The following is a 25,140-nucleotide window of genomic DNA, read 5'->3' as shown; positions in this document are numbered from 1 at the left end:
AGCGTCCCCAAGTGTCGCGCGGAAGGTAGGTCGTTCCCGCCTGAATGCAAGTCGACCCCCATCCGCACGGCCCGCCGAGGCAGGAAGCAGTGCTTATGGCGACTGCTTCACCAGCCCGATCTGCGCCGGATCGTACGGGGTCGTCTGGTAGATCTCGTTGATCCAGTTCTGGAACAACAAGTGCGCGTGGCTCCGCCACCGGTTCTCCGGCTCGACGCTCGTGTCGCCGTTGGGGAACAGGTTGACCGGCGGCGGCGTGTCCAGCCCGGCCTTGACGTCGCGCTCGTACTCGTCCGCCAGCGAGCGGTTGTCGTATTCGAGGTGGTTGAGCATGTAGAGCGCGTTCCGTGCCTTGTCGGCCAGCATGCACACCCCGATCTCGTCGTTGTCGATCAGGATGTCGAGGTCCTTGCCGAGGCTGTTCCGGTCGATGTCGTTGTAGCGCGAGACCGGGATCATCGGGCTGTCGGACAGCCCGCGCAGCCATGGCGTAGGGCCGCCGACCAGCTTGTGCCGGAAGACGCCGAAGGCCTTGTGGTCCATGCGGTAGCGCCGCGCATGGTGGAAATGATGCAGCGCCGCCTGCGCGCCCCAGCAGATGAACATCGTCTGGTGCACGTTGGTCTCGGTCCAGTTCATGATCTCGACCATTTCGGACCAGTACTTGACCTCCTCGAACGGCATGTTCGCCACCGGCGCGCCGGTGACGATGAAGCCGTCGAACTTGCGCCCGCGCACCTCTTCCCAGGTCGAGTAGAAGGTCCTGAGATAGTCCTCGGACGTGTTCTTGCTCTTGTGGTCGCTGACCCGCACCAGGGTCATGTCGATCTGCAGCGGGGTCGAGCCGATCAGCCGGGCAAACTGCGTCTCGGTGCGCTCCTTGTTGGGCATCAGGTTGAGCAGGCCGATCTGCAGCGGGCGGATGTCCTGCCGCGCGGCGCGCGACGAGTCCATGACGACGACGCCCTCTTGCTCGAGCGTCTTGCGGGCAGGCAGGTTGTCAGGAATGCGAATGGGCATGATGTGCCTCCAGATAGGGATGCGATCGGACGAGCGGAAGCGGCGCCGGTGACGGCGCTATCGCATTCGCTTCCGGATCGCCCCTGCGACGAGGTCGAGGAACTCGTCGCCGTCCCGCACGGTCGCGAGGTCAGAGGCCTCGATCGTATAGCCGAAATTGTCGGCCAGCTTCTGGTAGCGTGGCAGCCGATCCTTCAGCAGCGCCTCGAACCCCCAGGCCCCGAAGGCGTCCGGATCGACCTCGCCGTCGTCCATGACGTTGTTCAGCCGCTTGAACTCGTCCCATTTCTCGATGAGGAAATGCGGCTGGTAGTACATCGGCTTGGGGCTGGCCTTGAACCGCTCGACCAGCTTGTTGGCGTCGGCGTCGGTCCCGCGCAGATAGACGAGCAGGGTACTGTCGGCCAGCGCCTTGATCACCGGGTCCTCGGCATTGTCGGGGTCGACGACCTCGATCAGCGAGCCTCCGGTATCTGCGATGAAGTTACTGTAGCCGTAGATCTTCTCGGCCCGCTCGATGAAGTAGGGCACATCCTTGAGCGCGTCGATCTCGGCGATCCGATGCTGCTCCTGCCGGCGCTGGTATTCGCCGAGCGGCAGGCCGCCCTTTCCCGTATTCCCGGGGCGCCCCAAGTAGGTCGAGAGCGGATCCAGGTTGGCGAAGGTGATGTTGCTCTCGATCTTGATCGAGTCGGATCGCAGCAGGTCGCGCAGGAACGGCACCTTCATGGCCTCGGCCTTGAAGTTGTCGACGATATACTCGCCCATGTAGCGCGTGCCGATGCGGTAATCGGCTGAGTAGTGAAACCAGTGGTCCTTGCGCAGCAGCGCCGCAAGCCACGTCTTGCCGACGCCGGCCATGCCGAACACCGTCACGGCATGACGCGGGGCGCTCAGGAAGTCCTCGGCGGTCTTGAACAGCATGGGCAGGGTCCGGGTTCGGGGCATCGATGTAGACGATGCCCGGGAACTGGACAAGTCCGCGCCGGTCCTGCACGTTTTCCTCTTTTCCGCCGCTTGCGTCCGGATAGACTGCAGCCTCCTCCGCCCAGCCCCCTCGGCCCCCCGATGCATTCACTCCTCAAAGCACTCCATGGCGCGCTGCTGATGCTCGCGCTGCTGCCCCTCGCCGCGTGCGCCGACGACAGCCGGCTGACCATACGGTCCGCCAACGGCGATCACGTCTTCGCGGTCGAGGTGGTCGATACACCGGAAGGGCGCGCCAAGGGGCTCATGTTCCGCACCGAGCTGGCGCCCGATGCCGGCATGCTGTTCGATTTCCACGAGAGCCGCCCGGTCAGCTTCTGGATGCGAAATACGCTGATCCCGCTCGACATGCTGTTCATCACCGCCGAGGGGCTGGTGGCGAACATCCACGTCAACGCGATCCCGCAGGACCCGACCTCCATTCCGTCGGATGGCCCGGTGATGTTCGTGCTGGAAATCCCCGGAGGCCGCTCGACCGAACTGGGGATCAAGGCCGGCGATCGCGTCGTCCACGACCGCATCAAGGCCGCCGCTACAGGCGGCTGATCACCATGCAGTCGAGCACCGCGAAGAGGTGAAGGCTCGCGCCGGCGACGACGAAGCCGTGCCAGACCGCGTTGTGGAAACTCAGCCGTTCCCACAGGTGGAACACTAGCCCGACGCTATAGCAGACGCCGCCCGCCACCAGCAGCCACAGCGCCGTGGCCGGCAGGTGCGAGGCCAGTGCCTGGAAGACGAACACGCCGCTCCAGCCGATGCCGAGGTAGAGAACGATGGCGCCGCGCCCGAACCGGTGCGGCACGAACAGCTTCAGCGCCATCCCGGTCAGGGCCGCGCCCCAGATCAGCAGGCCCAGCAGGATGCTCGACGGCGTGGCGCCCAGCATTACGAGGAACGGGGTGTAGGTGCCGGCGATGAACAGGAAGATCGCCGCCTGGTCGAGGCGGGCCAGCGTACGCTTGGCCGGCGCCGTGATCGGGCAGAGGTTGAATGCAAGCGAGACCGACAGCACCAGCAACAGGCTCGCAACGTACAGCACCAGCGCCGGCAATTCCCGTGGCGCCGTCTCGAAGCCGGCAAAGGCGAGCAGCACCGCGCCCAACGCGACCGCTGTCACGATGCCTACGCCATGCACGATCCCGTCCGCGATCAGCTCGGCCAGCGTGAACGGGCGTCCACGGGTCCACCAGGTACGGGGCAGGGTGATCTCGTCAGGCGTCACGGGGCGTCTTGTCCTCGAACTGCAAATAAGCTGTGACAATCCCGTCATCGGACTGTCACAGTCAACCCATTCCGCCCGCGTTGGCTTGACACGTAACGCGTCTGTTACGACCGTCGCGCGCCCCGTTGTTCCGGATCACGCAATGAGTCTTCCCGAGCTCTACTCCGCCCTCGCCGATGCCACGCGCCTCAAGGTGCTGGAGATGCTGCACGAGAAATCGCGCCCGGTACACGAACTCGCTGCCGCCTTCGATATCAGCCGCCCCGCGATTTCCCGGCACCTGCGCGTGCTCAAGGAGGCTGGGCTGGTCAGGGAGATCAAGCAGGGCCGCGAGAACGTCTATTCCTTCCAGCGCGATCCGCTTAAGCCGGGACTCGGTTGGATCGAGAGGCACGGCAGCGGGACAGCTGCGAAGGGCAAAGCGAAGCCGCTGGCCAAGCCCGCAGCCCCGGTCAAGGCCGCCCCAAAGGTCCCGGCCAAGCCCAAAGCCGTCGTCGCAAACGCCGTCGCCCCCAAGTCCACCCGGAAGCCGGTAACACCGCCACCCGCCGCCGCGCCTGCGCCCCAGCTGTCGTTCTTCGATTTTTAGCTTGGCGAATACCCCAACGCCGGTCATCCCTGCGAAGGCAGGGTCCCAACTCGCGGCCTGCGCTGGTGGAGAAATGGATCACTGCCTGCGCAGGGGTGACACAATCACTGGAGATGGCGCTTCCGAGCGCCAGGGCCCCTACGGCCCCGGGAAAACCTTGTCGATCTTGCCCGTCAGGTAGTACCCGACAAGCCCCGTCCACTCCCTGAGCGCGATCGTCGCCACCGCGATGTTCTCCGACGGCTGGTCCGGCTTGAACCGCAAGCCCTCGGCTCCGCTCGCGAGATAGTCGGCCGGCCACGGCACGACGGCGAACCCCGCCTTGCGGAACAACCCAACCGAGCGCGGCATGTGGAACGCCGAGGTCACGAGCAGCCAGGTCTGCCCCTCGGTCGGCCCGGCCAGCTCCTTGGCAAAGATGGCGTTCTCCTCGGTGTTGCGCGACTTCTCGTCGAGAATGATCCGGTCGCCCGTGATCCCGAATGCTGTAAAGAACCGCTGCGCCGCCATCGCCTCCGGCTCCTGCTGCGGTGCCAGCGCCGGCGGCCCCGCCGCCACCAGCACCTTCGCCTCGGGATGCCTCAGCGCCAGGCGCAGCGCCTCCACCAGACGGTCGCCCGAACGGTTCAACTCCCAGCCGCCCCGCACCGAGTTCACTTCGCCCTCGAGCCCGCCGCCGAGCACCACGATCCCGTCGACATGCGCCGGCTCGACCGGCCGGACGAACCGGTCTTCCAGCGGCGTGATCACGGCATATCCGAAGGTGGTGAAGGCGCCCACGGACAGCATCAGCAGCGCCACGCCAACCAGGGTGCGCGAAATCCACCGGCGCCGCAGCCAGCTCAGCCCGAAGCCGGCGATCAGCAGCAGCACGACGAGCGAGAGCGGCTGGATCAGCAGCCAGAAGATGCGCGTCAGGTAAGGAAACAGGGCAGGGGCCTCCGGTGGAGCGGCCCGGAGCTTGGTGACCTCGGGAGGATTCGAACCTCCGACCAACAGCTTAGAAGGCTGCTGCTCTATCCCCTGAGCTACGAGGCCATGGAGGCGGTTTAGCCTAACGCGCGCCCCTTGTCAGTCCCAACTCGCTGCCGTTTCTGACCGGTCTCGATACTCGCTAGTGCCGCCGCCACACGTGCACGTCTTCCTCGGCAACCAGCCGCAGTCCGTCGCTGTTCTCGACATAGACCGAAGCCGGCTCCCCGAGCGCGCGGAGCATGCGCGCTGCAAACAGCGCATCTGATATTGCCTCCTCGCGCTGCGAGTAGGGCCGGGGACGGTTGCCGGCATCAAGGTCGCGCCCAGGACTCGCAATCCGCCACCCCACGCCGTCGTGTGTCACCAGTATCCTGACCGTCATGCCGATACTCTCCGGACGCCTGCAACGCAATATCCGCGGCGCAGGTTGCGTCCGCTGTGCGCCGCATTGATGGCGTTCGGGTTCCGGGCAGCTCAGCGGATGGTTCTTGTGCTCTCCCGAACGATGAGTTCGGACGTGAGCACCACGTGAACCGGATCGCTCTCTTTGGCGCCGCCTTCGATGATGTCGATCAGCGAGCGCGTCGCCATCCGGCCGATCTCTTCGCGCGGCTGCCGCATCGTGGTCAGCGGCGGGTTGTAGTAGGGAGCGAACGAGACGTCGTCGAAGCCGACGACCGAAATGTCGCGCGGGCACTCTATCCCGGCCTGTCGCATGCCGTGAATCAGTCCCACGGCCATCTCGTCGTTGCCGCAGAACACCGCGGTGGGCAGTTCTCCGGAGGCAAGGAACTGTGCTGCCGCGGCAGTGCCGGACTCCGTATTGTAGGCGCCCGGATGGAGCCACTCCTGGCGGACCGGCAGCCCCAGTTCGCGCATGGCCTCCTGAAACCCCAGCAATCGCTCGTTCGTCGACTGGTTGCGCGACGGCCCGATGACATGGGCGATCTTTGTGTGGCCCAGGTCGGCAAGATGGCGCACCGCCCGCTTTGCCGCCAGGCGGTTGTCGGTGATGACGGAGTTGACCTTGGGGTCGGGAATTTCGTCGTAGGCGGCGACCAGCGGGAGCGCCACGCCCTCCGCCCCCAGCCCATGCAGCGAGTTGGTATCCAGCGAGCCGTCGAACAGCAGCAGACCGTCGGCCCGAGTGGACAACAGGTAGTCGTGCAGCCAGCGATTGGGGTCGTCGCCGATGCGGGTCGCGACGAGCACACTGTAGCCGCGCGACGACGCCTCGCCGATCACCGCGTCGAGCACCGTCGAGTAGTACGGATTGCCGATATTGGGCGCCGCCATCAGAATCGTGCGGGCCGCCTTGAGCCGCAATGAGCGGGCGGCCTGGTTGATCGTGTAGCCCGTTTCACTCACCGCCGCGTGGACACGCTCGCGGGTTGTTTCGGAAACACGCTCGGGTGCGCTCAACACCCGGCTGACAGTCGCTGCCGAAACGTTGGCGTGGCGAGCAACATCTTGAATCGTCGGCGATTTCCTCGACGCGGTCATGGCTCGGACGCACTCCCTCCTGGCTCGCGACTCCCCTGTCGATATCGGCCTTGACAGCCGCGCAGGGAATGTCTGAAACTCATGCAATCGATTGCATCGAACTCTGCTGAAGTCTCGTGTAATCGATTACACGCAGTTGCCGGCATGCGCCATCCCCCGTTTGTGGGAGCGCACTGCAGGGCGGGCGATGAATTCGCTGGGGGCGAACGCGCTCCTCGGGAACGTTGGGAGGATACATTATGAAGTCGTTTTTCCCGGTGGTGGCCATGGTGGCCGCCGCCATGCTTGGTAGCACGGCCGTTCGCGCGGCTGACGTCGAAGTCATCCACTGGTGGACTTCCGGCGGCGAGCAGGCAGCCGTGTCGGTCTTTGCGAACGAGTTCGACAAGACCGGCGACAAGTGGGTCGATAACGCAATCGCCCTGGGCGAGACCGCCCGTGCCGCTATCATGCAGCGCGCCCTCGGCGGCGATCCGCCGGACGCCGCGCAGTTCAACCCCGGCCGTCAGTACGAGGAACTGATCGCTGCCGGGCTGCTGCTCGACTTGACGCCGCTGGCCGAGAAAGAGGGCTGGGACAACTTCATCCGTCCCGAGCAGATCAAGGCTCCGTGCAAGATCGACGGCAAGTGGTGGTGCGTACCGGTCAACATCCACATGCAGAACTGGGCGTGGGCGTCGGTTGCGGCGTTCAAGAAGGCCGGCCTCGAGGTCCCGACCGATTGGGATACCTATCTTGCCGACCTGCCCAAGCTGAAGGACGCTGGCGTCATTCCGTTCGCCGTTGGCGGTGACGGTGGCGGCTGGCAGATCTCGCTCCTCGCCAACCAGCTCATCCTGGCTCAGCTCGGCGCTGAGACCGTCGAGAAGATCTGGAAGGACAAGGATCTTGCTCTCGCCGGTGGTCCGGAAGTGCTGAAGGCCTTCCAGACCCTCAAGACCCTTGGTTCTTATGCCGACGCCGGTTCGCCGAACCGCAGCTGGGCCGATACCACCTCGCTGGTGATCTCGGGCGAAGCCGCTCTCCAGGTGATGGGCGACTGGGCTCAGGGTGAGTTCCAGGTTGCCGGCCAGAAGCCGGGCACCGACTACGCCTGCCTGCTCGGGCCGCTCGTGCCGGAGCCCAAGTACGTCCGTACCGGTGGCGACATCTTCGTGTTCTTCAAGCAGAACGACCCCGATGTCGAGCGCGCCCAGCTCTCGCTGGCCTCGATGATGGTCAACCCGAAGGTGCAGGCGCTGTTCAACACCGCCAAGGGCTCCGCGCCGGTGCGTGATGACGTCGACATGTCCCTCGCCAACGACTGCATGAAGAAGGCCATCGAAGTGCTCAAGCAGCCCGGCTCGGTGGTTCCCGACGCCAACCAGTGGCGCAACGAGGCGTTCACGACGGCCCAGAACGCGATCTTCTCGGACCTGATCTACAACGCCAACACCACTCCGGAAGCGGCCCAGGCGCAGTTCGTCGAACTGCTGAAGAACGCCGAGTAAGGTTACACTCGTCCCGCGGCGGCCCGGTTCACTCCGGGCCGCCGTCCTTGTCTGTCTTTGCATGCGGGGAATAGCTTGTGACCACGACTGTTGCTCCTGAGCGGGCGCTCACCCTGAGCCAGCTCAAAGCCAGGGCCGGTCGCCGACGGCTCGTCGGCAGGCTCTCGGCCATTATCGGTACCTTGCCGATGATGATCGTGGCGATCGGCGTCTTTGTCATCGGCATCACCTTCACGGTGGTGCTCTCCTTCACCAACTCCAAGCTCTTTCCCAGCTTCAATTTCGTCGGCTGGCGCCAGTACGAGATCCTGTGGTCGACGCCGCGCTGGGTGCAGTCCGTCACCAACATCTGGTTCTACGGCTTCGGGCACATCGTCCTCTGCATGGGTGTTGGATTTGCCCTGGCCGTGGCCATGGACCAGCGCATCCGGGGCGAGGATGCGTTCCGCACGATCTTCCTCTACCCGTTTGCGCTCTCGGCGGTCATCACCGGCCTCGTCTGGCAGTTGATGCTTGACCCGATCTGGGGCTTCCAGGCCTTCGTGCGCAGCCTGGGCTTTGCCGATTTCACCTTCGCGCCGCTCGCCAACGGCGAGACGGCACTCATTGGCATGATCGTCGCCAGCGTCTGGAACGGCGTCGGCGTGACCATGGCCATCCTCCTCGCCGGCCTTCGCGGAATCGACGAGGAGATCTGGAAGGCGGCGCGCGTCGATGGCATCCCCGCGTGGCGCACCTACGTTTCCATAGTGGTGCCGATGATGCGCGGCGCCGTTGCCACGGCGCTGGTCCTGCTGGTCGTCAACGTGGTGCGGACCTTCGATATTGTCATCGCCATGACCGGCGGCGGTCCGGGCATCGCGACCCAGATGCCGGCGACCTACGTCATCGACAACATCAATTCGCGCAACGTCGGCCACGGCATGGCGGCGGCCACCTGCATGCTGGCGCCCATCGCCGTGCTGATCATCATCCAGGCGGTCTTCCGCTGGCGCGCCTCGCGCCGTGGGAGGACCACATCATGAGTTCCGTGTCGCTACCCGCCGGCATCGAGCCGTCTGGCCCCAGGCCCAGGCACGTGACCGCCACCCGGATCGGCATCTACGCCTTCCTGCTCATCGCGGCACTGTTCTTCCTCATTCCGCTCATCGTCATGATCATGACCTCGATGAAGTCGATGAGCGAGATCCGCGGCGGCAACATCTTCGCCCTGCCGATGCAGCCAACGCTCGACTACTGGGTCAAGGCGTGGAGTTCGGCCTGCACGGGTCGGGATTGCTACGGCCTCGCCCCAGGCTTCTTCAACTCGGTGAAGATCACGGTCCTGTCGGTCCCGGTTTCGATCGTCATCGCCATGATCAACGGCTACGCCCTGAGCTTCTGGCGCTTCCGCGGCTCGGAGCTGATGTTCGCGATCCTGCTTTTTGGCGCCTTCGTGCCGTTCCAGGTGCTGGTCTACCCGATCATTTTCGGTTTGAGCCGCGTGGGCCTGTTCGGCACGCTGCCGGGCATCGTCATCGTCCACACCATCTTCGGCATGCCGATCCTGACGCTGCTGTTCCGCAACTTCTTCGCCTCGCTCCCGGTCGAGCTGTTCAAGGCCGCGCGCGTCGATGGGGCAGGGTTCTGGCGCATCTTCTTTTCCGTGATGCTGCCGATGTCGGTGCCGATCACCATCGTCGCGGTGATCCTGCAGGTCACCGGCATCTGGAACGACTTCATCTTCGGCCTCGTCTTCGCCGGACGCGAAAACATGCCGATGACGGTCCAGCTCAACAACATCGTGCGCACGTCGACCGGCACGGTCGAGTACAGCACCAACATGGCGGCCACCGTGCTTACCGGCGCTGTCCCGCTTATCGTTTACTTCGTTTCCGGCAAGTGGTTCGTCCGCGGTATCGCCGCCGGCGCCGTGAAAGGCTGACCATGTCTACAAGCGTAGAAATCAAGGACCTGTCGCTCAACTACGGCACCGTCACCGTGCTGGATAGGCTGAACCTCGAGGTCGGCAAGGGCGAGTTCATCGTGCTGCTCGGGCCCTCGGGCTGCGGCAAGTCCACCTTGCTCAACTGCATCGCGGGGCTGCTCGACATCTCGGCCGGCCAGATTTTCATCTCCGGCAAGAACGTCACCTGGGACGAGCCCAAGGACCGCGGCATCGGCATGGTGTTCCAGTCCTACGCGCTCTATCCGCAGATGACGGTCGAGAAGAACATGAGCTTCGGTCTGCGCGTAGCGGGGATGCCGAAGCCCGAGGTCGACGCGCGGGTGAAGCGTGCCGCCGAGATCCTGCAGCTGGAGAGCCTTCTGCAACGCAAGCCCGTCGAGCTCTCCGGCGGCCAGCGCCAGCGCGTCGCCATCGGCCGCGCCCTGGTGCGCGATGTCGACGTGTTCCTGTTCGACGAGCCGCTCAGCAACCTCGACGCCAAGCTCCGCAACGACCTGCGCGTCGAGATCAAGCGGCTGCACCATCGGCTCAAGAATACCATGATCTATGTCACGCACGACCAGATCGAGGCCATGACGCTCGCGGACCGCATCGCGATCATGAAGAACGGCGTGATCCAGCAACTGGCCGATCCGCACACCATCTACAACAAGCCAACGAACCTGTTTGTCGCCGGCTTCATCGGCTCGCCCTCGATGAACTTCATCCGCGGCGACCTGACCGGCGGCGCCCTCAATATCGACGGCGCCTCGATCCCGCTCGCCAACTACGAGTTCAAGGCCCCGATGAACGGCGCGGCGGTGCTGGGCGTCCGGCCCGAGCACGTCGTGGTCGGGGAAGAGGCGCAGAAGATGCCGTTCCAGGTCGAGAGCGAGATCGAGATCGTCGAGCCCATGGGCGCCGACACCATTGCCTGGACCAAGCTTGGCGGCCAGTCGCTCACCTTCAGGGCCGATGCCGAAGTCCGTCTCGTGCCGGGCCAGAAAGTGCTGATCGGCTTCGATCCCGGTCGTGGTTCCGTGTTCAACGGCGAGAGCGGCGAGCGCATCTGACGTTTCGGCGCGTCGGCACTACCGGGCGCGTGGTGGCGTCGACGCGACAGTGCTACCAGCCCGGTCAAAAAGCTCGGCGAGCCCTGGCAGGAGCCGGGCAAACGCCGGGACGGAGGAGACAGATTGGACTTTTCGTTTCAACTCTACAGCGCGCGGAACTTCCCGCCGCTCGATGACGTGCTCGGCCGCATTGCGCGGCTCGGCTACCGGCAGGTGGAGGGCTTCGGCGGCCTCTATTCGGAGGCGGAAAGCCTGGCCGCGTCGCTGAGGAAGCACAGTCTCACCATGCCCACCGGCCATTTCGGCCTCGCCCAGCTCAAGGACACGGATGCCGCGCTGAAGATCGCGGAGACGCTTGGGATGCGCTACCTCTATTGCCCCGCCATTGCGAAGGAAGAGCGCGAGAACCAGCCGGACAGCAAGTGGGTCGAACTGGGCGAAACCCTTGCGGTGCTTGGCGAATCCATCCGCAGGCGCGGCTTCGGCTTTGGCTGGCACAACCATGCCTTCGAGTTCGTGCCGACTGCCAGCGGCCGGTTGCCGATGGACGTCATCCTCGATACGGCGTCCAACAACGAGTGGGAGATGGACGTTGCCTGGGTGGTGAAGGGTGGTCACGACCCGATCGCCTGGATGAAGAAATTCGGCAGCCGGATCAATGCGGTACACGTCAAGGACATCGCGCCGGCCGGCCAGAACGTCGATGAGGACGGCTGGGCCGATGTCGGGCACGGCACGCTCGACTGGAACGCGCTGCAGGCTGCCATCCGGCAGTACACCAACGCCCGCTACTTCGTGATGGAGCACGACAATCCGTCGGATGTCGACCGCTTCGCCTCACGCTCCATCGCCTCTGTACGCACCTGGAACTTGATAGAGAACTCCAAATGAATATCGGCTTTCAGCTATTCAGCGCCCGCAACTTTCCATTGGAAGATGTGCTCAAGACCGTCGCCCGGCTCGGCTACAGCCATGTCGAGGGCTACGGCTCGCTCTACACCGATCCGAAGGCCCTGAAGGCGCAGCTCGACGCCAACGGCCTGACCATGCCGACGGCCCATATCAGCCTCGGCGACCTCGAGGATACGGCCAAGACCCTGAAGCTCGCCGAGACGCTCGGCATCAAGGTCGCCATCTGCCCCTGGCTGGCGCCCGACCAGCGCCCGACCTCGGCCGACGGCTGGAAGGCGTTCGGCGAGAAGCTGCAGAAGATCGGCAAGCCGCTTCAGGATGCCGGCCTCACGTTCGGCTACCACAACCATGATTTCGAGTTCGTCTCCTATGACGGCAAGTACGCCATGGACATCCTGCTGGAAGCGGCACCGGCGGTGAACGTCGAGGCCGACGTCGCCTGGATCGTGCGCGGCAAGGCCGATCCGGCCACCTGGCTGCCCAAGTTCGGCGACCGCATCGTCGCCGTGCACGTCAAGGACATCGCGCCCGCCGGCCAGAACGCCGACGAGGACGGCTGGGCCGACGCGGGCCACGGCATCGTGCCGTGGAAGACCCTGTGGCCGATCATCCGCACGAAGACCAAGGCGGCCTATTTCGTCGCCGAGCACGACAACCCCAAGGACGTCGACCGTTTCGCTTCGCGCTCGATCGCCTTCATCAAGACCCTGGGAGCCTAAGATCATGGCAAAGACCTATGGCGTCGGCATCATGGGTGCCGGCAACATCTCGGCCGCCTATCTCCGCCTCGCGCCCCTGTTCCGGAACCTCGAGGTCCGGGCCGTCGCCGACATCATTCCCGAGGCGGCCAAAAAACGCGCCGAGGAATACAAGGTCGCGGCCCAGACCCCGGACGAGCTGCTGAAGAACTCGGAAGTCGACGTGATCGTGAACCTCACGATTCCCTCGACCCACTTCGCCGTTACCAGGGACATCCTGTCGGCCGGCAAGCACGCCTACTCGGAAAAGCCGTTCGTCCTCAGCGTCGAGGAGGGCATCCAGATCAAGGCGCTGGCCGACGAGCACAAGCTCAAGGTCGGCTCGGCCCCCGACACCTTCCTGGGCGGCGCGCACCAGCAGGCGCGCTCGATCATCGACAGCGGCAAGATCGGCAGGATCGCCTCGGGCACCATGCACATCATGAGCCGGGGCATGGAGCACTGGCACCCCAATCCGGATTTCTTCTTCCAGCCGGGCGGCGGCCCCATCCTCGACATGGGTCCGTACTACATCACCGACCTGATCAGCCTGATCGGCCCGATCAAGCGCGTCACCGCCTTCACCGGCAAGGCGCGCGAGGAGCGTGAGGTCACCACCGAGGGCTCGCCGTTCAAGGGCACCATGATCAAGGTCAACACCCCGACCACGGTCCACGCCATCCTCGAGTTCTACAACGGCGCCATCGTCACGCTCGGCGCGAGCTGGGACGTTGCCAGCCACGGGCACCACAACATCGAGCTCTACGGCACCGAAGGTTCGGTCTATGTGCCCGATCCGAACTTCTTCAATGGCGACGTCACCATCACCGACATCGCCGGCACCAAGGAGAAGGTGACGCCCTGGAACCACCCGTTCGGCGTCGCCAACCAGGATCTCGACAAGCCCAACCCGCGCGCCAACTACCGCAATGCGGGCCTCGCGGACATGATGGACTCGATCGAGACCGGCAGGCCCGCGCGTTGCGGCCTCGACGTGGCGCTGCATGCCGTCGACGTCATGACCTCGATCCTCAAGTCCGGCGGGACCGGGCAGGTGATCACGCTCTCGACCACCTGCGAACGCCCCGCTGCGCTGGGCCCGGACGAGGCGCGCGCGCTGCTGCGCTGAGGTCGGCGACACGCAATCCAGCGGCTCGGAGCCTAGCTCCGGGCCGTTGCCGTGTGAGCGGCCCGATGCCGGACGGTCCGTCAGATTGGCGTCAGCGGCAATGGCTATGAGGGTCTCCGCCGGGGGATAGTCCCCGTTGAGGAGCCAGTCGTGCTATCAGTCCAGCATATTCATCCGATGCTCGTGCACTTTCCGATCGTGCTGATCATCCTCGTGGCCGCCGTTGAAACAGTAAGTGTTGCACTTGGTCGGGACGTGACCGGCAGGTCCCCGCTCGGCAACCTCGCCACCGCCATGATCGTTCTTGCGGCGTTGGCCGCCATCGCCTCGTTCTACTTTGGCGACATCGCGCTGACGATCGCGGAGAATGGCGGCTTCGAGAGCGACGTGGCCGAAGTCCACGAGGGGCTCGGCAGGTTCGTCGCGATCGTGTTCTCGGTGTGGGCCATCGTGCGCGTGGCGATGTGGTGGCGCAACATCCGGCTGACGCGGCCCGTGGCGTTCGTGATGCCGATGGTGTCCATCGTCGGCGCCGGCCTCGTCGTCTGGACGGCGTACTATGGCGGCAAGCTGGTGTTCGACCTGGGCGTGAACGTGGCCAAGGCCGCTGGCGGCTGACCAGCCACAGCACCATGGTGCCGGGCGCCGGAATCGCCCGGCACCATGGCAGCACCGAGTTCGGCCATCGGCTCAGGGCATGGAGCATCGAGAAGGATTCGAGTAGGCTCCCCTATCGTCGCAAATCATGACCAGGGCGCCGGTTCGAACGGGAGGGGGCGATGGCCAAGACGGACTTCCGGTCGCATGCCGACTATCTTGCGGCCCTGCCAGCGGCCGACGCGGAAGCCATCGGCAAGATGCGCGCGGCCGTGCTCGCGGCCGTCCCCGACGCGGAGGAGGTAATCAGCTACCAGTTGCCCGCGTTCAAGTATCACGGCTGGCTGTGCTACCTCTCGGTCGCTACGCGGCACTATTCGCTGTCGTTTCCGCCGCCCTTCTCGGTGTTCGCCGCCTTTGCCGATGAACTCGGCGGATACGGAGTGTCCAAGTCCGCCTTGCGGCTGCCGAAGGACCGGCCGCTGCCGCTCGACCTCATAACGCGCATGGCCCGCTTCCGGGCCGACGAGAACGTGGCTCGGGCCCGGTCGCGGGTCTCCGCCGGCTAGGTCGCTGGCGCGCTCGGGCCACGCAGGGGGAGCGATGCGCTTCATCAACATCTGGTTCAAGTGCCGACCCGGCGAAGCCGAACAGCTGCTCGCCATCTTCCGCCCCATGCTCCCGTGGATCCGCGCCCGCGACGGCATGCTCTACTTCGAACCCAGCCTGCGCGACGCAGAGCCCGACACCGTATTGGTCAGCGAATGCTTCGCCAGCGATGCCGCGCACGCTGCCATGTGGGCGACGCCCGAGTTCCGGCGGGTGGGCGATGCGCTCGATCGGCTGGTGATCAGCCGGCGTGTCGATGTCCACCACGCGGACACGGTTCTCACCGACATGCGCGGTGACGATCCTCCCGATGCCGGTACCGGCCGGTTGCCGCCGCAAACGCCCGCCGACCCGCCTTGACTCCCCGGCGAACAGCGTTTCACTAGGCACTGCAATGTCGGGCGCCGCGGCTGCCTGATGCACGTGCACCAAGCGGCCAGAGTGCCGCCACAGGGAGGGACTATTCTGATGCGCACCATCAAGGGGCCGGCGATCTTTCTTGCCCAGTTCGCGGGCGACAAGGCGCCGTTCGACACGCTCGACAACATCTGCGCCTGGGCGGCCGACCTCGGCTACAAGGGCGTGCAGATCCCGACCTGGCTGACCCATTTCGTCGACGTGGAAAAGGCTGCCTCGTCAAAGACCTATGCCGACGAAGTGAAGGGGACGGTGCAGAGCCACGGGCTCGAGATCGCCGAACTCGCCAGCCACATCATCGGCCAGCTGGTTGCGGTGCACCCGGCCTATGACACGCTGTCGGACGGGTTCGCCATCCCGGCCGTGCGCGGCAACCCCAAGGCGCGGCAGGAATGGGCGGTGCAGCACCTCATGCACTGCGCGGCGGCGTCGAAGAACCTCGGCCTCAAGGCCCACGCCACCTTCTCGGGCGCGCTGGCCTGGCCGTACCTCTATCCATTCCCGCAGCGCCCCGCCGGCCTCGTCGAGGAAGCCTTCGACGAGCTCGCGCGCCGCTGGACGCCGATCCTCAACGAATTCGACAAGCACGGCGTCGACCTGTGCTACGAAATCCACCCGAGCGAGGACCTGTTCGACGGCGCGACCTACGAGATGTTCCTCGAGCGCGTGAACAACCACCCGCGCGCCAACCTGCTCTACGATCCGAGCCATTTCGTGCTGCAGCAGCTCGACTACCTGCAGTACATCGATTTCTACCACGACCGGATCCGGATGTTCCACGTCAAGGACGCCGAGTTCAATCCGACCGGCAAGCAGGGCGTCTATTCGGGCTTCCAGACCTGGGTGAACCGGGCCGGGCGCTTCCGCTCGCTCGGTGACGGCCAGGTCGATTTCGCCGGCATCTTCTCCAAGTTGAGCGCCTACGGCTTCGACGGCTGGGCCGTGCTCGAATGGGAATGCGCCATCAAGTCGGCCGAGCAGGGCGCTGCCGAAGGCGCGCCGTTCATCGACAGCCACATCATCCAGGTCACCGAGAAGGCCTTCGACGACTTCGCCGCGTCGGGCACCGACCGGGCGGCCAACCGCAGGATTCTCGGCCTGAGCTGAGGGCAGGGGGCCTCCTCACACTCAGGATGTCATCCCTGCGAAAGCAGGGACCCACGCCTCCGACGGCGCGGGCTGCGAGTTGGGCCCCTGGCTGCGCAGGGGTGACATCCGGGTGGTGGAGACCCGGTGACACATACAAGGGAGCAGGAAGAAATGGCAGAGAACGGCGCACCGCGCATTCGTCTTGGCATGGTCGGCGGCGGTACCGGAGCCTTCATCGGCTACGTGCACCGCGTCGCGGCCCGCATTGACGGCGACTACGAACTCGTCGCCGGCGCACTGTCGTCGCGCCCCGAGGTCGCAATCGAGTCAGGCAGGAACATCGGGCTCGCCCCGGATCGCATCTACACCTCCTACGAGGAGATGGCGGCAAAGGAATCCGCCCGCAAGGACGGCATCCAGGCGGTTTCCATCGTCACGCCCAACCACATGCACTACGGCCCGGCCAAGGCCTTCCTCGAGGCCGGCATCCACGTCATCTGCGACAAGCCGCTGACCTCGACGCTTGACGACGCGCGGGCACTGGCGGCGATCAAGCCCAAGAAGGGCGCCAAGTTCCTGCTGACGCACAACTACACCGGCTATCCGCTCGTCCGTCAGGCGCGCGAACTGGTGAAATCGGGTGCGCTGGGCAAGATCCGTGTCGTGCAGGTCGAGTACGCGCAGGACTGGCTGACCAACGCCGCCGATCCGGGCAACAAGCAGGCGAGCTGGCGCACCGATCCCAAGCGCTCCGGTGCGGGCGGCGCCATCGGCGACATCGGCACCCACGCCTACAACATCGCGCGCTTCGTCACGGGGCTGAAGACCGAGGCGGTGAGCGCCGAGCTCACCAGCTTCGTCAAGGGCCGCAAGCTCGATGATGACGTACAGATCAAGCTGCGCTTTGTCGGCGGCGCCAAGGGCATGCTGTGGGCCAGCCAGGTGGCCGTGGGCAACGAGAACGGCCTGCAGCTGCGCGTCTATGGCGACAAGGCCGGCCTCGAGTGGCGGCAGGACAACCCCAACTACATGTGGTTCACCGAGTTCGGCAAACCCAAGCAGCTGCTGACCCGCGGCGGCGCCATCTCCGCCCCGCCGGCCGCCTCGATGAACGTCCGCATCCCGGGTGGCCATCCCGAGGGCTATCTCGAGGCCTTCGCCACGCTCTACAGCCAGTTCGCCCAGGTGATCCGCGGCGAGGGCAAGGACGTGGCGGGGCTGCTGCCTAGCCTCGCCGACGGCGTCGAAGGCATGGAGTTCATCATGGCCTCCGTCGCCTCCTCGCAGAACGACGGCAAGTGGACCAGGCTCAGCGAGGTGTGAGCGAACAGAGGCGGAGCGGAAGATCATGTCGCCAGTGGTCTTCCGTCACCGCGGCTACCGGTTCCTGTTCTACGCCAACGAGGGAACGCCCCGCGAGCCGATACACATCCACGTCATCAAAGACCATATCGACGCCAAGTTCTGGCTTTGGCCGGACGTCTCACTGGCCTATAATGACGGCTTCGACGCACGGATCGTCAGGCAATTGATCCCGATCATCGAGGCACAACGTGGAACCATCGAAAGAGCCTGGAACGACTTCTTTGGTGAAGCCGACTGATGTCCGTTTCGACGCCGACAAGTTCTGGGTCGACCTCTCGGACGGTCGCACCCTCGGTATACCACTGTCATGGTTTCCCATCCTTGCAGAGGCGACGCCCGACCAGCGACGGCGCTTCTATCTCAGCACACGCGGCCTCCACTGGGAAGAACTCGATGAGGACATCTCTGTCGAAGGCCTGCTGGCCGGCCGTGGCGACATGACCAATCGCCGCCGCAAGGTCGCTGCGGCCGAATAGATATCTCTCAGCGACGCTTTGTCGACCTCGCCCCAGTCGCAGGCGGCGCGGCCGTCTGCGCTTGGTCGATGCGTTCGACCGTATAGCCCCTGGCCTCCAGCAACGCCGGCACCCCCTCGGCGCCGACCAGATGCCCGGCGCCGACGATGACCAGCGACTCGTCGTTGTCGGCGAGCAGTCTCTCGAGCGCAGTGAGCCAGCGCCGGTTCCGATCCGTCAGCAGCCGGTCGTACATCGGGCGGTCGCGCGCGGTGACCTGGCCTTCGATCACCTCGGCAAGCCCGGCCGCATCGCCGCTCTGCCAGGCCTCGATCATCGGTTCGAGCTGCGCCATGGCGCCGCTCTCGATGCCCTCGACGGTCGACATCAGGTTGTCGACCTGCTCGGCCATGCCCAGGTCGGCGAGAAAGCCCATCTGCTCGGCGGCCGTCTCCAGCCCGCGCTTGCGCCCGGGCGCCACCTCCGCATCGACCAGCAACTCGACGCCTGCGCTGGTCCTGGGGTAGGCGTCGTTCATCAGCGTCATCGTCGCGAGCCACGGCTGCATGTGGTTGAGCGCCTCGACCGTGGTGCCCACGCTGACCGCTGCGTTGCCGAGCCGCGCGTAGTCCGCCGCGCTCAGCACGTCGGCCAGCGTCCGCCCGTCGCGGAACATGCCCTTGGCGAGGGTGACCTGGGTGATGGTCGAATAGGCTTCGACGTCCATCACCACCTCGAAATAGACGTGGTCGGCGGTCGCGAGGATGTGGTCGAACTGCGGCGTGCGCCAGTCGACCTGCTTGGTGAAGATATGCACCGAGCCGAACAGGTAGATGTCGCTGTCGGCGTCGCTGACTCTCCACAGCGCCGGCTCCGCGAGGGCCGGCGTCGCCAGCCCTAGGGCCAGCATCACGGAGGCGGGGAGATGGCGGAGCCGCTTCACTCCGCCGGCCCTCAGTGCGTCCAGGGCGTCTTGCGGTCGGAGCGGAAGTTGTCCGAGTAGCTCGACCGCTTCACGGTCGACTTGTGCTCGGGCATGACCTGGTAGGCAATGCCGTTGCGGTGGGCATAGGCCTCGGCTTCCGCCAGCGTCTCGAAGGTCAGCCGGATCTGCGCGCGCGTGTCCACGGTGGAGGTGTAGCCCATCAGCGGTTCGATCTCGCGCGGCGCCGCCGGCTCATACACCAGCACCCACTCCTTGGACTTGCCGCGGCCGGACTGCATGGCGTTGGGCGCAGGCCGGTAGATACGTGCCGTCATCGCTTCCTCGTCAGATGGTCGGGGCAGAGTGATTCGAACACTCGACCCCCGGTTCCCAAAACCGGTGCTCTACCAGGCTGAGCTATACCCCGAACTGTCGCCAATCCGTTATCCGCACTCGCCACAAAGCGCAAGCATCACCGGGTTTTGCAGCGCCCAGTTGACGCCGATGCCGTCGCTCCCGCACATGGGCGGCATGATCGAGCTCGACAAATCCTGGCCGCCAGGCCTCAACCGCCGCACCGCGCTGCCGTTCGTCGCCGGCTTCGTGGTGGTGATCGCCGTCCTCTACCTGTTCGACCATGCGATCTCCGCCTGGGGGCAGGAGGTGTCGCAACCGGTGCGGTATGTCTTCCGCTGGATCACGCGCTGGGGCGAGTCGGACTGGATCCTGATTCCCACCGTGCTCGGCTGGCTCGGCGGCTGGCTGCTGTCGCGGGTGACACGCGACCGGATCAAGCTGGTCGCGGCCGAGTTCGCCGCCGTCACCGGCTTCATCTTCGTCGGCGTGGGCCTGCCCAGTCTCGTCGCGACGCTGCTGAAGCGTGCGTTAGGGCGGGGGCGTCCCGAGACCTGGACCGCCGAGGCGCCGCTGAGCTTCCGGCCGTTCAACCTCGCCGACCACGTCTACCAGAGCTTTCCGTCCGGCCACGCAACGACGGCCTTCTCGCTGGCGGCGGTCGTCGCGTTCCTCTGGCCCAGGGCGTTCTGGCCCGCGCTGATCTTCGCAGTGCTGGTGTCGGTGTCCCGGGTGATGCTCGGTCAGCACTATCCCACCGACATCACGGCCGGCGCAGTGCTCGGGGTGCTCGGCGCCTACGCCGTGCGCAACGTCTTCGTCGCGCGCGGCTGGCTGTTCGAAAGCGCCGACGGACGCATCGTCCGCCGGACCTTCGAGGCGCGCGTCAGGCACTAGCCTCGTTGTAGCGGGCCAGGGCCGCCGACATGTCCGCCTTGAGGTCGTCGAAGCCCTCGAGGCCGACATGCACCCGGAACATCTGGCCCTTCACATCCCACGGCACGGCGGTGCGGATGTTGGAGGGGTTGAACGGGATGCACAGGCTCTCGTAGCCGCCCCAGGAATAGCCCATGCCGAACAGCTGCAGGCCGTTGACCATGGCCGCGATGGCCGCGCGCGGCGCTTCCCTGAGCCGCATCGCGAACAGGCTCCCCGAGCCGGAGAAGTCGCGCTTGAACAGGTCGTGGTCCGGATGCGTCGGCAGGCCGGGGTGATAGACCTCCTCGACCCCGGGCTGCCGCTGCAGCCAGGCGGCAAGCTCGAGTGAGCGTGCGCCGTGTTCCTTCATCCGCACCGCCAGCGTCCGCATCCCGCGCAGCGTCAGGTAGGAATCGTCAGGCGAGGTCGCGACGCCGAGGATGCGGTGGGTGCGCTTGAGCCGGGGCCACAGCGCCGCATTGGCCGACGCCGTGCCGACCATCGCGTCGGAATGGCCCACAAACATCTTGGTGGCGGCGTGCACGACGATGTCGGCGCCCAGCTGCAGCGGCCGGTGATAGAGCGGCGTCGCCCAGGAATTGTCGGAGATCACGGTCGCGCCGCGCGCATGGGCGGCCGCTGCGATGGCCGGCAGGTCCTGGATCTCGAAAGTCAGCGAGCCGGGGCTTTCGACATAGACCGCCTTGGTCCGGTCCGTGATCAGGTCCGCGATGCCGGCGCCGATGCGGGGGTCGTAGAACCGGCATCCGATCCCGTAGCGCGACAGGCCCTCGACGCTGAACACGCGCGTCGGATCGTAGGCCGAGTCCGAGATCAGGATTTCGTCGCCCGCGGCCACGGTGGCAAGAATGGCGGTGGTGACCGCCGACAGGCCCGACGGTGCGATGACCGTGCCCTCGGCGCCTTCCAGTTCGCTCACCAGCTTGCCGAGCGCGAGCGTGGTGGGATTGTCGTTGCGGCCGTATCGGTACGGCGCCCCGTAGTCCTCGAGCTCATCGAGCGTCCTGAACAGGATCGTCGAGCCTCTGAAGACCGGCATGTTGACAAAACCCAGATGGTCTTCGGACGCTCGCCCCGAGTGGGTCAGGATGGATTCCGGGGACGCCGACGTCCCGGAGTCCCGGTCTTTTTCTGTCATTTGATGGGGTGCCTAAATCTCAGCCAAACGCGTTCATTGAGCAAATAACAGTCAGGTATATCGCGCCATACCGGTGGTAGCGCTTGACGCAACCGTCAATTGTCGTTTCGATGCTTACCAGCATCACTCCCGCCGTCCAAGGCGCCGATGCCTCGGAGTGGTGGGCTTGGGGCTACGCCACCCGGATAACAGGGTCAGGAAAAGGGCTATAATCGAATGATAAGATTGCTTATTTCCGTCGTGCTGGCGGCCGGCCTCGGTTTCTCTGCATCTGCCGCCTTCGCGCAGACGGCGGCGTCGCCAACGCTCGACGCCGTGAAGGCGAAGGGCTACGTCCAATGCGGCGTCACGGGAGGCGTTCCGGGCTTCTCGGCGCCTGATGCCGACAACAAGTGGACTGGCCTCGAAGTCGACTACTGCCGTGCCCTCGCTGCCGCGATCTTCAACAACGCCGATGCGGTACGCTATACGCCGCTGACCTCGCAGGAGCGCTTCACCGCCCTGTCGGCCGGTGAGATCGACGTGCTGTCGCGCACCACCACCTGGACGATGAGCCGCGACACCCAGCTCGGCATCAAGTTCATCGGCACGATGTTCTACGACGGCCAGGGCTTCATGGTCCGCAAGGCCGACAACATCAAGTCGGCCCTCGATCTGAGCGGCGCGGCCGTCTGCATCGAGTCCGGCACCACCACGGAACTCAACGCCGCCGACTACTTCGCCGCCAACAACATGGAATTCAAGACGGTCGTGTTCGTCGACCAGGACGAGGTGGTGAAGGCCTACGAAGACGGTCGCTGCGACGTCTACACGACGGACTCTTCGGCTCTTGCCGCCGAGCGCAGCAAGTTCGCCAATCCCGATGACCACATCATCCTGCCCGAGATCATTTCCAAGGAGCCGCTCGGCCCCGTGGTGCGCCAGGGCGACGACGGCTGGTTCAACATCGCCCGCTGGACCTACTTCGCCCTCCTCGAAGCCGAGGAACTCGGCGTGACCCAGGCCAACGTCGACGACATGCTCGCCTCCGACAATCCGGCCATCAAGCGCCTGCTTGGCGTCGAGGGCGATTTCGGCAGCCCGCTCGGCCTGACCAAGGACTGGGCCTACCAGATCATCAAGGCGCTCGGGAACTACGGCGAAATCTACGATCGCCATGTCGGCCCGAACACTCCGATCGGGCTGGCGCGCGGCCTGAACGCGCTCTGGAAAGACGGCGGCATCCAGTACTCGCCGCCGATCCGCTAAGGGTACCAAAACAGCCCGGCGCCTCCCCAGGCGCCGGGCTGTCCGCTTGTGGGGGACAGGCCTGGCAGGTCCACCACGTCAACGTCCTTCTCCTGGGCAGGGGAGATGCACGGAATGGTAGTCCTCGATACGGCGCAACCCCCGCCGCGGCGGCGCTTCTCGCTCAACGACCCGGTCATCCGCGGCGTTGTGTACCAGGTCCTTGTCGGCGTCCTGGTCGCGCTGTTCCTGGTGTGGATCGTCAACAACACGGCGATCAACCTCAAGGCGCAGAACAAGACATCCGGCTTTGACTTCCTGTGGAAGACCGCCGGCTTCAACATCAGCTTCTCGCTGTTCCCGTTCGATCGCACCTCCTACTACTGGGAGGCGTTTCTCGTTGGCCTGACCAACACCATCCTGGTCGCCGTCATCGGCATCGTCTTCGCCACGATCCTCGGCTTCACCATCGGCATCGCGCGCCTGAGTTCGAACTACCTGATCTCGCGCCTCGCCACGGTCTATGTCGAGACGATCCGCAACATCCCGCTGCTGCTGCAGCTGTTCTTCTGGTACTTCGCCGTCCTCAAGACCATGCCGGCGGTGCGCGACTCCATCGCCCTGCCGTTCGACTCCTTCGTCAACCAGCGTGGCCTCTTCGTCCCGCGGCCGATCTTCGACAACCAGTTCGGTCTCGTCGGGCTGGCCCTGCTCGTCGCAGCCGTCGCCTGGTTCGGTATCGCACGCTGGGCCCGGCTGCGCCTCGAACGGACCGGCCAGCGCTTCCCCGTCTTCCTCACCGGGCTCGGCATCTCCGTCGCCGTGATCGCCGCAACCTGGCTGTTGAGCGGCGCTGCCGTGACCTTCGACGTGCCGGTGCTGAACCGCTTCAACTTCAAGGGCGGCCTGGAACTGCCGCCGGAACTGGTGGCCCTGGTCTTCGGACTCAGCATCTATACCGCCTCGTTCATCGCCGAGACGGTGCGCGGCGGCATCCAGTCGGTCAGCCACGGCCAGACCGAGGCGGCCGAGGCGCTCGGCCTCAAGGACAATGACCGGCTGCGGCTGGTGATCATCCCGCAGGCCATGCGCGTCATCGTCCCGCCGCTGACCAGCCAGTACCTCAACCTGACCAAGAACTCCTCGCTCGGGGCCGCCATCGGATACCCGGAACTGGTCAACGTCTTCACCGGCACGACGCTGAACCAGACGGGCCGGGCGATCGAGGTGATCGCGCTCACCATGCTGGTCTACTTGATCCTCTCGCTGGGCACCTCGGCGCTGATGAACTGGTACAATTCCCGTGTCGCGCTGGTGGAGCGCTAGGAGCGAACGATGACCGACATTGCCTTCGTCCGCTCCGAGATGACCGCCGCGCAGCCGGCGCCGCGCAGCAATGCCGGTGTCGCTGCCTGGCTGCGCCGGAACCTGTTCGCCAACGCCACCGACACGGTACTGACCATCCTCGCCGTGGTCTTCCTGCTATGGATCATCCCCGGGCTCTATGGCTTCCTTATCGGTCGCGCCGTCCCGCCGGGCGGCACGGTCGAGCAGTGCCGCGTCGAGAATGTCGGTGCCTGCTGGGCCTACGTCGCCAGCGAGATCGAGTTCTTCATCTACGGCTTCTATCCGATGGCCGAATACTGGCGGCCGAACCTGGTGTTCGCGCTGCTGGCGCTGCTCGGCGCTCCGCTACTGATCCCGCACGCGCCGCTCAAGGTCATCAATGCCGTCCTGTTCTTCGTCGTGTTCCCGATCGCATCGGTGGTCCTGCTCGCCGGCGGCATGTTCGGCCTGCGCTACGTGCCGACCGAGCAATGGGGCGGGCTGCTGGTGACGCTGATCATCTCGGTGGTCGGCATCAGCTGCGCCTTGCCGATCGGCATCCTGCTGGCGCTCGGACGCCAGTCGAAGCTGCCGGTGATCAAGTCGCTGAGCGTATGCTTCATCGAGCTGGTGCGCGCCGTGCCGCTGATCACGGTGCTGTTCATGGCGTCGATCATGCTGCCGCTGTTCATGCCTCAGGGCACCACCGTCGACAAGCTGCTGCGCGCCCTGGTCGGCGTGACGCTGTTCGCCTCCGCCTACATGGCCGAGGTGGTGCGCGGCGGCATGCAGGCCATCGGGCGCGGCCAGTACGAGGCGGCGCAGGCGCTGGGGCTCGGCTACTGGCGCCGCATGGGGCTGGTGGTCCTGCCGCAGGCGCTCAAGCACGTCATTCCCGGCATCGTCGGCACCTTCATCTCGCTGTTCAAGGACACCTCGCTTGTCTACATCGTGGGCATGAAGGACCTGCTCGAGGCGGTTAAGACCAAGAACGACGCCATCGAATGGGCCGCACCGACCCAGGCCGTGACCGGCTATATCTTCGCCGCCGCTGTGTTCTGGATCTTCTGCTTCTCCATGTCCCGCTACGCCCGGTTCTGGGAGCGCCGGCTCGACACCGGCCACAAGAGGTAAG

The 25,140-nt window shown here is 65.4% G+C and carries 29 protein-coding genes and 2 tRNA genes; 20 read left to right on the top strand and 11 right to left on the bottom strand.

Annotated elements, in window-relative coordinates; translation table 11 throughout:
- Positions 1–93: 93 nt before the first annotated feature.
- Both metA and J0I99_RS03030 read right to left on the bottom strand, forming a co-directional pair.
- A complete protein-coding gene (gene metA / locus J0I99_RS03035) occupies positions 94–1,020 on the bottom strand; it encodes a homoserine O-succinyltransferase (protein ID WP_291395706.1) in 927 nt (308 codons plus the stop codon).
- A gap of 57 nt (positions 1,021–1,077) precedes the next feature.
- On the bottom strand, positions 1,078–1,944 hold the full coding sequence (locus tag J0I99_RS03030; protein ID WP_291395704.1) for an ATPase: 867 nt from the start codon (positions 1,942–1,944) through the stop codon (positions 1,078–1,080).
- A 144-nt stretch (positions 1,945–2,088) separates the two neighbouring features.
- On the opposite strand from J0I99_RS03030, the gene J0I99_RS03025 reads away from it, so the two are divergent.
- Complete coding sequence (locus J0I99_RS03025) at positions 2,089–2,553, top strand: DUF192 domain-containing protein (RefSeq protein WP_291391587.1); 465 nt, start codon at positions 2,089–2,091, stop codon at positions 2,551–2,553.
- On the opposite strand, the gene J0I99_RS03020 is transcribed toward J0I99_RS03025, so the two are convergent.
- Positions 2,540–3,229 (bottom strand): hemolysin III family protein, encoded by a 690-nt coding sequence (locus tag J0I99_RS03020; RefSeq protein ID WP_291395702.1) that lies wholly within the window; start codon positions 3,227–3,229, stop codon positions 2,540–2,542. The two genes, J0I99_RS03025 and J0I99_RS03020, sit on opposite strands and share 14 nt — an antisense overlap.
- Before the next feature lie 142 nt (positions 3,230–3,371).
- Here J0I99_RS03020 and J0I99_RS03015 point away from each other — a divergent pair, with 142 nt between their 5' ends.
- Positions 3,372–3,818, top strand: a complete 447-nt coding sequence (locus tag J0I99_RS03015; protein WP_291391585.1) for a helix-turn-helix transcriptional regulator — start codon at positions 3,372–3,374, stop codon at positions 3,816–3,818.
- A gap of 138 nt (positions 3,819–3,956) precedes the next feature.
- On the opposite strand, the gene J0I99_RS03010 is transcribed toward J0I99_RS03015, so the two are convergent.
- From J0I99_RS03010 to J0I99_RS02995, 4 genes are all read right to left on the bottom strand, one after another.
- Positions 3,957–4,814 (bottom strand): YdcF family protein, encoded by an 858-nt coding sequence (locus J0I99_RS03010; protein WP_367115345.1) that lies wholly within the window; start codon positions 4,812–4,814, stop codon positions 3,957–3,959.
- Positions 4,781–4,856: transfer RNA gene (locus J0I99_RS03005), tRNA-Arg, on the bottom strand. Before J0I99_RS03005 ends, J0I99_RS03010 begins: the two co-directional genes overlap by 34 nt.
- A 76-nt stretch (positions 4,857–4,932) precedes the next feature.
- On the bottom strand, positions 4,933–5,175 hold the full coding sequence (locus tag J0I99_RS03000; protein ID WP_291395699.1) for a hypothetical protein: 243 nt from the start codon (positions 5,173–5,175) through the stop codon (positions 4,933–4,935).
- A gap of 92 nt (positions 5,176–5,267) precedes the next feature.
- A complete protein-coding gene (locus J0I99_RS02995) occupies positions 5,268–6,296 on the bottom strand; it encodes a LacI family DNA-binding transcriptional regulator (RefSeq protein ID WP_291391583.1) in 1,029 nt (342 codons plus the stop codon).
- A 239-nt stretch (positions 6,297–6,535) separates the two neighbouring features.
- Here J0I99_RS02995 and J0I99_RS02990 point away from each other — a divergent pair, with 239 nt between their 5' ends.
- The 14 genes from J0I99_RS02990 to J0I99_RS02925 all read left to right on the top strand — a co-directional run bounded on the left by J0I99_RS02990 (position 6,536) and on the right by J0I99_RS02925 (position 18,117).
- The gene (locus J0I99_RS02990) at positions 6,536–7,786 is read left to right on the top strand and encodes an ABC transporter substrate-binding protein (RefSeq protein ID WP_291395697.1); all 1,251 of its coding nucleotides are present in this window, start codon (positions 6,536–6,538) and stop codon (positions 7,784–7,786) included.
- Positions 7,787–7,863: 77 nt separating this feature from the next.
- Complete coding sequence (locus J0I99_RS02985) at positions 7,864–8,811, top strand: carbohydrate ABC transporter permease (RefSeq protein WP_291391581.1); 948 nt, start codon at positions 7,864–7,866, stop codon at positions 8,809–8,811.
- Entirely contained in the window at positions 8,808–9,710 is a 903-nt protein-coding gene (locus J0I99_RS02980) for a carbohydrate ABC transporter permease (protein ID WP_291395695.1), read from the top strand. Before J0I99_RS02985 ends, J0I99_RS02980 begins: the two co-directional genes overlap by 4 nt.
- Positions 9,711–9,712: 2 nt before the next feature.
- Positions 9,713–10,786: an ABC transporter ATP-binding protein gene (locus J0I99_RS02975; RefSeq protein WP_291391579.1), complete on the top strand. Its 1,074-nt coding sequence runs from the start codon at positions 9,713–9,715 to the stop codon at positions 10,784–10,786.
- 123 nt (positions 10,787–10,909) lie between these two features.
- Positions 10,910–11,677: a sugar phosphate isomerase/epimerase gene (locus tag J0I99_RS02970; protein ID WP_291395692.1), complete on the top strand. Its 768-nt coding sequence runs from the start codon at positions 10,910–10,912 to the stop codon at positions 11,675–11,677.
- The gene (locus J0I99_RS02965; protein WP_291395690.1) at positions 11,674–12,417 is read left to right on the top strand and encodes a sugar phosphate isomerase/epimerase; all 744 of its coding nucleotides are present in this window, start codon (positions 11,674–11,676) and stop codon (positions 12,415–12,417) included. The genes J0I99_RS02970 and J0I99_RS02965 overlap by 4 nt, the downstream gene beginning before the upstream one ends.
- Positions 12,418–12,421: 4 nt before the next feature.
- Positions 12,422–13,564, top strand: a complete 1,143-nt coding sequence (locus J0I99_RS02960; RefSeq protein WP_291395688.1) for a Gfo/Idh/MocA family oxidoreductase — start codon at positions 12,422–12,424, stop codon at positions 13,562–13,564.
- Between the two features lie 150 nt (positions 13,565–13,714).
- The gene (locus tag J0I99_RS02955; RefSeq protein ID WP_291395686.1) at positions 13,715–14,182 is read left to right on the top strand and encodes a DUF2231 domain-containing protein; all 468 of its coding nucleotides are present in this window, start codon (positions 13,715–13,717) and stop codon (positions 14,180–14,182) included.
- Between the two features lie 161 nt (positions 14,183–14,343).
- A complete protein-coding gene (locus J0I99_RS02950) occupies positions 14,344–14,730 on the top strand; it encodes a DUF1801 domain-containing protein (protein ID WP_291395684.1) in 387 nt (128 codons plus the stop codon).
- A 34-nt stretch (positions 14,731–14,764) separates the two neighbouring features.
- The gene (locus J0I99_RS02945) at positions 14,765–15,130 is read left to right on the top strand and encodes an antibiotic biosynthesis monooxygenase (RefSeq protein ID WP_291395682.1); all 366 of its coding nucleotides are present in this window, start codon (positions 14,765–14,767) and stop codon (positions 15,128–15,130) included.
- Positions 15,131–15,238: 108 nt separating this feature from the next.
- Entirely contained in the window at positions 15,239–16,294 is a 1,056-nt protein-coding gene (locus J0I99_RS02940; RefSeq protein WP_291395681.1) for a sugar phosphate isomerase/epimerase, read from the top strand.
- Between the two features lie 153 nt (positions 16,295–16,447).
- On the top strand, positions 16,448–17,599 hold the full coding sequence (locus tag J0I99_RS02935; RefSeq protein ID WP_291395680.1) for a Gfo/Idh/MocA family oxidoreductase: 1,152 nt from the start codon (positions 16,448–16,450) through the stop codon (positions 17,597–17,599).
- Positions 17,600–17,624: 25 nt separating this feature from the next.
- On the top strand, positions 17,625–17,879 hold the full coding sequence (locus J0I99_RS02930; RefSeq protein WP_291395679.1) for a DUF4160 domain-containing protein: 255 nt from the start codon (positions 17,625–17,627) through the stop codon (positions 17,877–17,879).
- Positions 17,866–18,117: a DUF2442 domain-containing protein gene (locus tag J0I99_RS02925; protein ID WP_291391569.1), complete on the top strand. Its 252-nt coding sequence runs from the start codon at positions 17,866–17,868 to the stop codon at positions 18,115–18,117. The genes J0I99_RS02930 and J0I99_RS02925 overlap by 14 nt, the downstream gene beginning before the upstream one ends.
- 7 nt (positions 18,118–18,124) lie before the next feature.
- On the opposite strand, the gene J0I99_RS02920 is transcribed toward J0I99_RS02925, so the two are convergent.
- The 3 genes from J0I99_RS02920 to J0I99_RS02910 all read right to left on the bottom strand — a co-directional run bounded on the left by J0I99_RS02920 (position 18,125) and on the right by J0I99_RS02910 (position 19,448).
- On the bottom strand, positions 18,125–19,039 hold the full coding sequence (locus J0I99_RS02920; RefSeq protein ID WP_291395678.1) for a TraB/GumN family protein: 915 nt from the start codon (positions 19,037–19,039) through the stop codon (positions 18,125–18,127).
- An 11-nt stretch (positions 19,040–19,050) separates the two neighbouring features.
- Positions 19,051–19,356, bottom strand: coding sequence for an ETC complex I subunit (locus tag J0I99_RS02915; RefSeq protein WP_291391567.1), 306 nt, complete (start codon positions 19,354–19,356; stop codon positions 19,051–19,053).
- Positions 19,357–19,371: 15 nt separating this feature from the next.
- Positions 19,372–19,448 (bottom strand) — tRNA-Pro (locus J0I99_RS02910).
- Positions 19,449–19,525: 77 nt separating this feature from the next.
- On the opposite strand from J0I99_RS02910, the gene J0I99_RS02905 reads away from it, so the two are divergent.
- The gene (locus J0I99_RS02905; protein WP_291395676.1) at positions 19,526–20,272 is read left to right on the top strand and encodes a phosphatase PAP2 family protein; all 747 of its coding nucleotides are present in this window, start codon (positions 19,526–19,528) and stop codon (positions 20,270–20,272) included.
- Here J0I99_RS02905 and metC read toward each other — a convergent pair.
- Entirely contained in the window at positions 20,262–21,452 is a 1,191-nt protein-coding gene (gene metC, locus J0I99_RS02900; RefSeq protein ID WP_291395674.1) for a cystathionine beta-lyase, read from the bottom strand. The two genes, J0I99_RS02905 and metC, sit on opposite strands and share 11 nt — an antisense overlap.
- 216 nt (positions 21,453–21,668) lie before the next feature.
- Here metC and J0I99_RS02895 point away from each other — a divergent pair, with 216 nt between their 5' ends.
- The 3 genes from J0I99_RS02895 to J0I99_RS02885 all read left to right on the top strand — a co-directional run bounded on the left by J0I99_RS02895 (position 21,669) and on the right by J0I99_RS02885 (position 25,139).
- A complete protein-coding gene (locus J0I99_RS02895) occupies positions 21,669–22,700 on the top strand; it encodes an amino acid ABC transporter substrate-binding protein (protein WP_291395671.1) in 1,032 nt (343 codons plus the stop codon).
- 114 nt (positions 22,701–22,814) lie between these two features.
- On the top strand, positions 22,815–24,005 hold the full coding sequence (locus J0I99_RS02890; RefSeq protein WP_291395669.1) for an amino acid ABC transporter permease: 1,191 nt from the start codon (positions 22,815–22,817) through the stop codon (positions 24,003–24,005).
- A gap of 9 nt (positions 24,006–24,014) precedes the next feature.
- Positions 24,015–25,139, top strand: coding sequence for an amino acid ABC transporter permease (locus J0I99_RS02885; RefSeq protein ID WP_291395667.1), 1,125 nt, complete (start codon positions 24,015–24,017; stop codon positions 25,137–25,139).
- Position 25,140: the final 1 nt, after the last annotated feature.

Source organism: Devosia sp. (assembly GCF_017307495.1).
GTDB lineage: Bacteria > Pseudomonadota > Alphaproteobacteria > Rhizobiales > Devosiaceae > Devosia_A.
This window is presented reverse-complemented; position numbering and strand designations above follow the sequence as displayed.

Coding starts and splice junctions, on each gene's coding strand:
- metA (WP_291395706.1), bottom strand. CDS start 1,020: ATGCCCATTCGCATTCCTGACAACCTGCCTGCCCGCAAGACGCTCGAG.
- J0I99_RS03030 (WP_291395704.1), bottom strand. CDS start 1,944: ATGCTGTTCAAGACCGCCGAGGACTTCCTGAGCGCCCCGCGTCATGCC.
- J0I99_RS03025 (WP_291391587.1), top strand. CDS start 2,089: ATGCATTCACTCCTCAAAGCACTCCATGGCGCGCTGCTGATGCTCGCG.
- J0I99_RS03015 (WP_291391585.1), top strand. CDS start 3,372: ATGAGTCTTCCCGAGCTCTACTCCGCCCTCGCCGATGCCACGCGCCTC.
- J0I99_RS03000 (WP_291395699.1), bottom strand. CDS start 5,175: ATGACGGTCAGGATACTGGTGACACACGACGGCGTGGGGTGGCGGATT.
- J0I99_RS02995 (WP_291391583.1), bottom strand. CDS start 6,296: ATGACCGCGTCGAGGAAATCGCCGACGATTCAAGATGTTGCTCGCCAC.
- J0I99_RS02990 (WP_291395697.1), top strand. CDS start 6,536: ATGAAGTCGTTTTTCCCGGTGGTGGCCATGGTGGCCGCCGCCATGCTT.
- J0I99_RS02980 (WP_291395695.1), top strand. CDS start 8,808: ATGAGTTCCGTGTCGCTACCCGCCGGCATCGAGCCGTCTGGCCCCAGG.
- J0I99_RS02975 (WP_291391579.1), top strand. CDS start 9,713: ATGTCTACAAGCGTAGAAATCAAGGACCTGTCGCTCAACTACGGCACC.
- J0I99_RS02965 (WP_291395690.1), top strand. CDS start 11,674: ATGAATATCGGCTTTCAGCTATTCAGCGCCCGCAACTTTCCATTGGAA.
- J0I99_RS02960 (WP_291395688.1), top strand. CDS start 12,422: ATGGCAAAGACCTATGGCGTCGGCATCATGGGTGCCGGCAACATCTCG.
- J0I99_RS02950 (WP_291395684.1), top strand. CDS start 14,344: ATGGCCAAGACGGACTTCCGGTCGCATGCCGACTATCTTGCGGCCCTG.
- J0I99_RS02945 (WP_291395682.1), top strand. CDS start 14,765: ATGCGCTTCATCAACATCTGGTTCAAGTGCCGACCCGGCGAAGCCGAA.
- J0I99_RS02940 (WP_291395681.1), top strand. CDS start 15,239: ATGCGCACCATCAAGGGGCCGGCGATCTTTCTTGCCCAGTTCGCGGGC.
- J0I99_RS02935 (WP_291395680.1), top strand. CDS start 16,448: ATGGCAGAGAACGGCGCACCGCGCATTCGTCTTGGCATGGTCGGCGGC.
- J0I99_RS02930 (WP_291395679.1), top strand. CDS start 17,625: ATGTCGCCAGTGGTCTTCCGTCACCGCGGCTACCGGTTCCTGTTCTAC.
- J0I99_RS02915 (WP_291391567.1), bottom strand. CDS start 19,356: ATGACGGCACGTATCTACCGGCCTGCGCCCAACGCCATGCAGTCCGGC.
- J0I99_RS02905 (WP_291395676.1), top strand. CDS start 19,526: ATGCCGTCGCTCCCGCACATGGGCGGCATGATCGAGCTCGACAAATCC.
- metC (WP_291395674.1), bottom strand. CDS start 21,452: ATGACAGAAAAAGACCGGGACTCCGGGACGTCGGCGTCCCCGGAATCC.
- J0I99_RS02895 (WP_291395671.1), top strand. CDS start 21,669: ATGATAAGATTGCTTATTTCCGTCGTGCTGGCGGCCGGCCTCGGTTTC.
- J0I99_RS02890 (WP_291395669.1), top strand. CDS start 22,815: ATGGTAGTCCTCGATACGGCGCAACCCCCGCCGCGGCGGCGCTTCTCG.
- J0I99_RS02885 (WP_291395667.1), top strand. CDS start 24,015: ATGACCGACATTGCCTTCGTCCGCTCCGAGATGACCGCCGCGCAGCCG.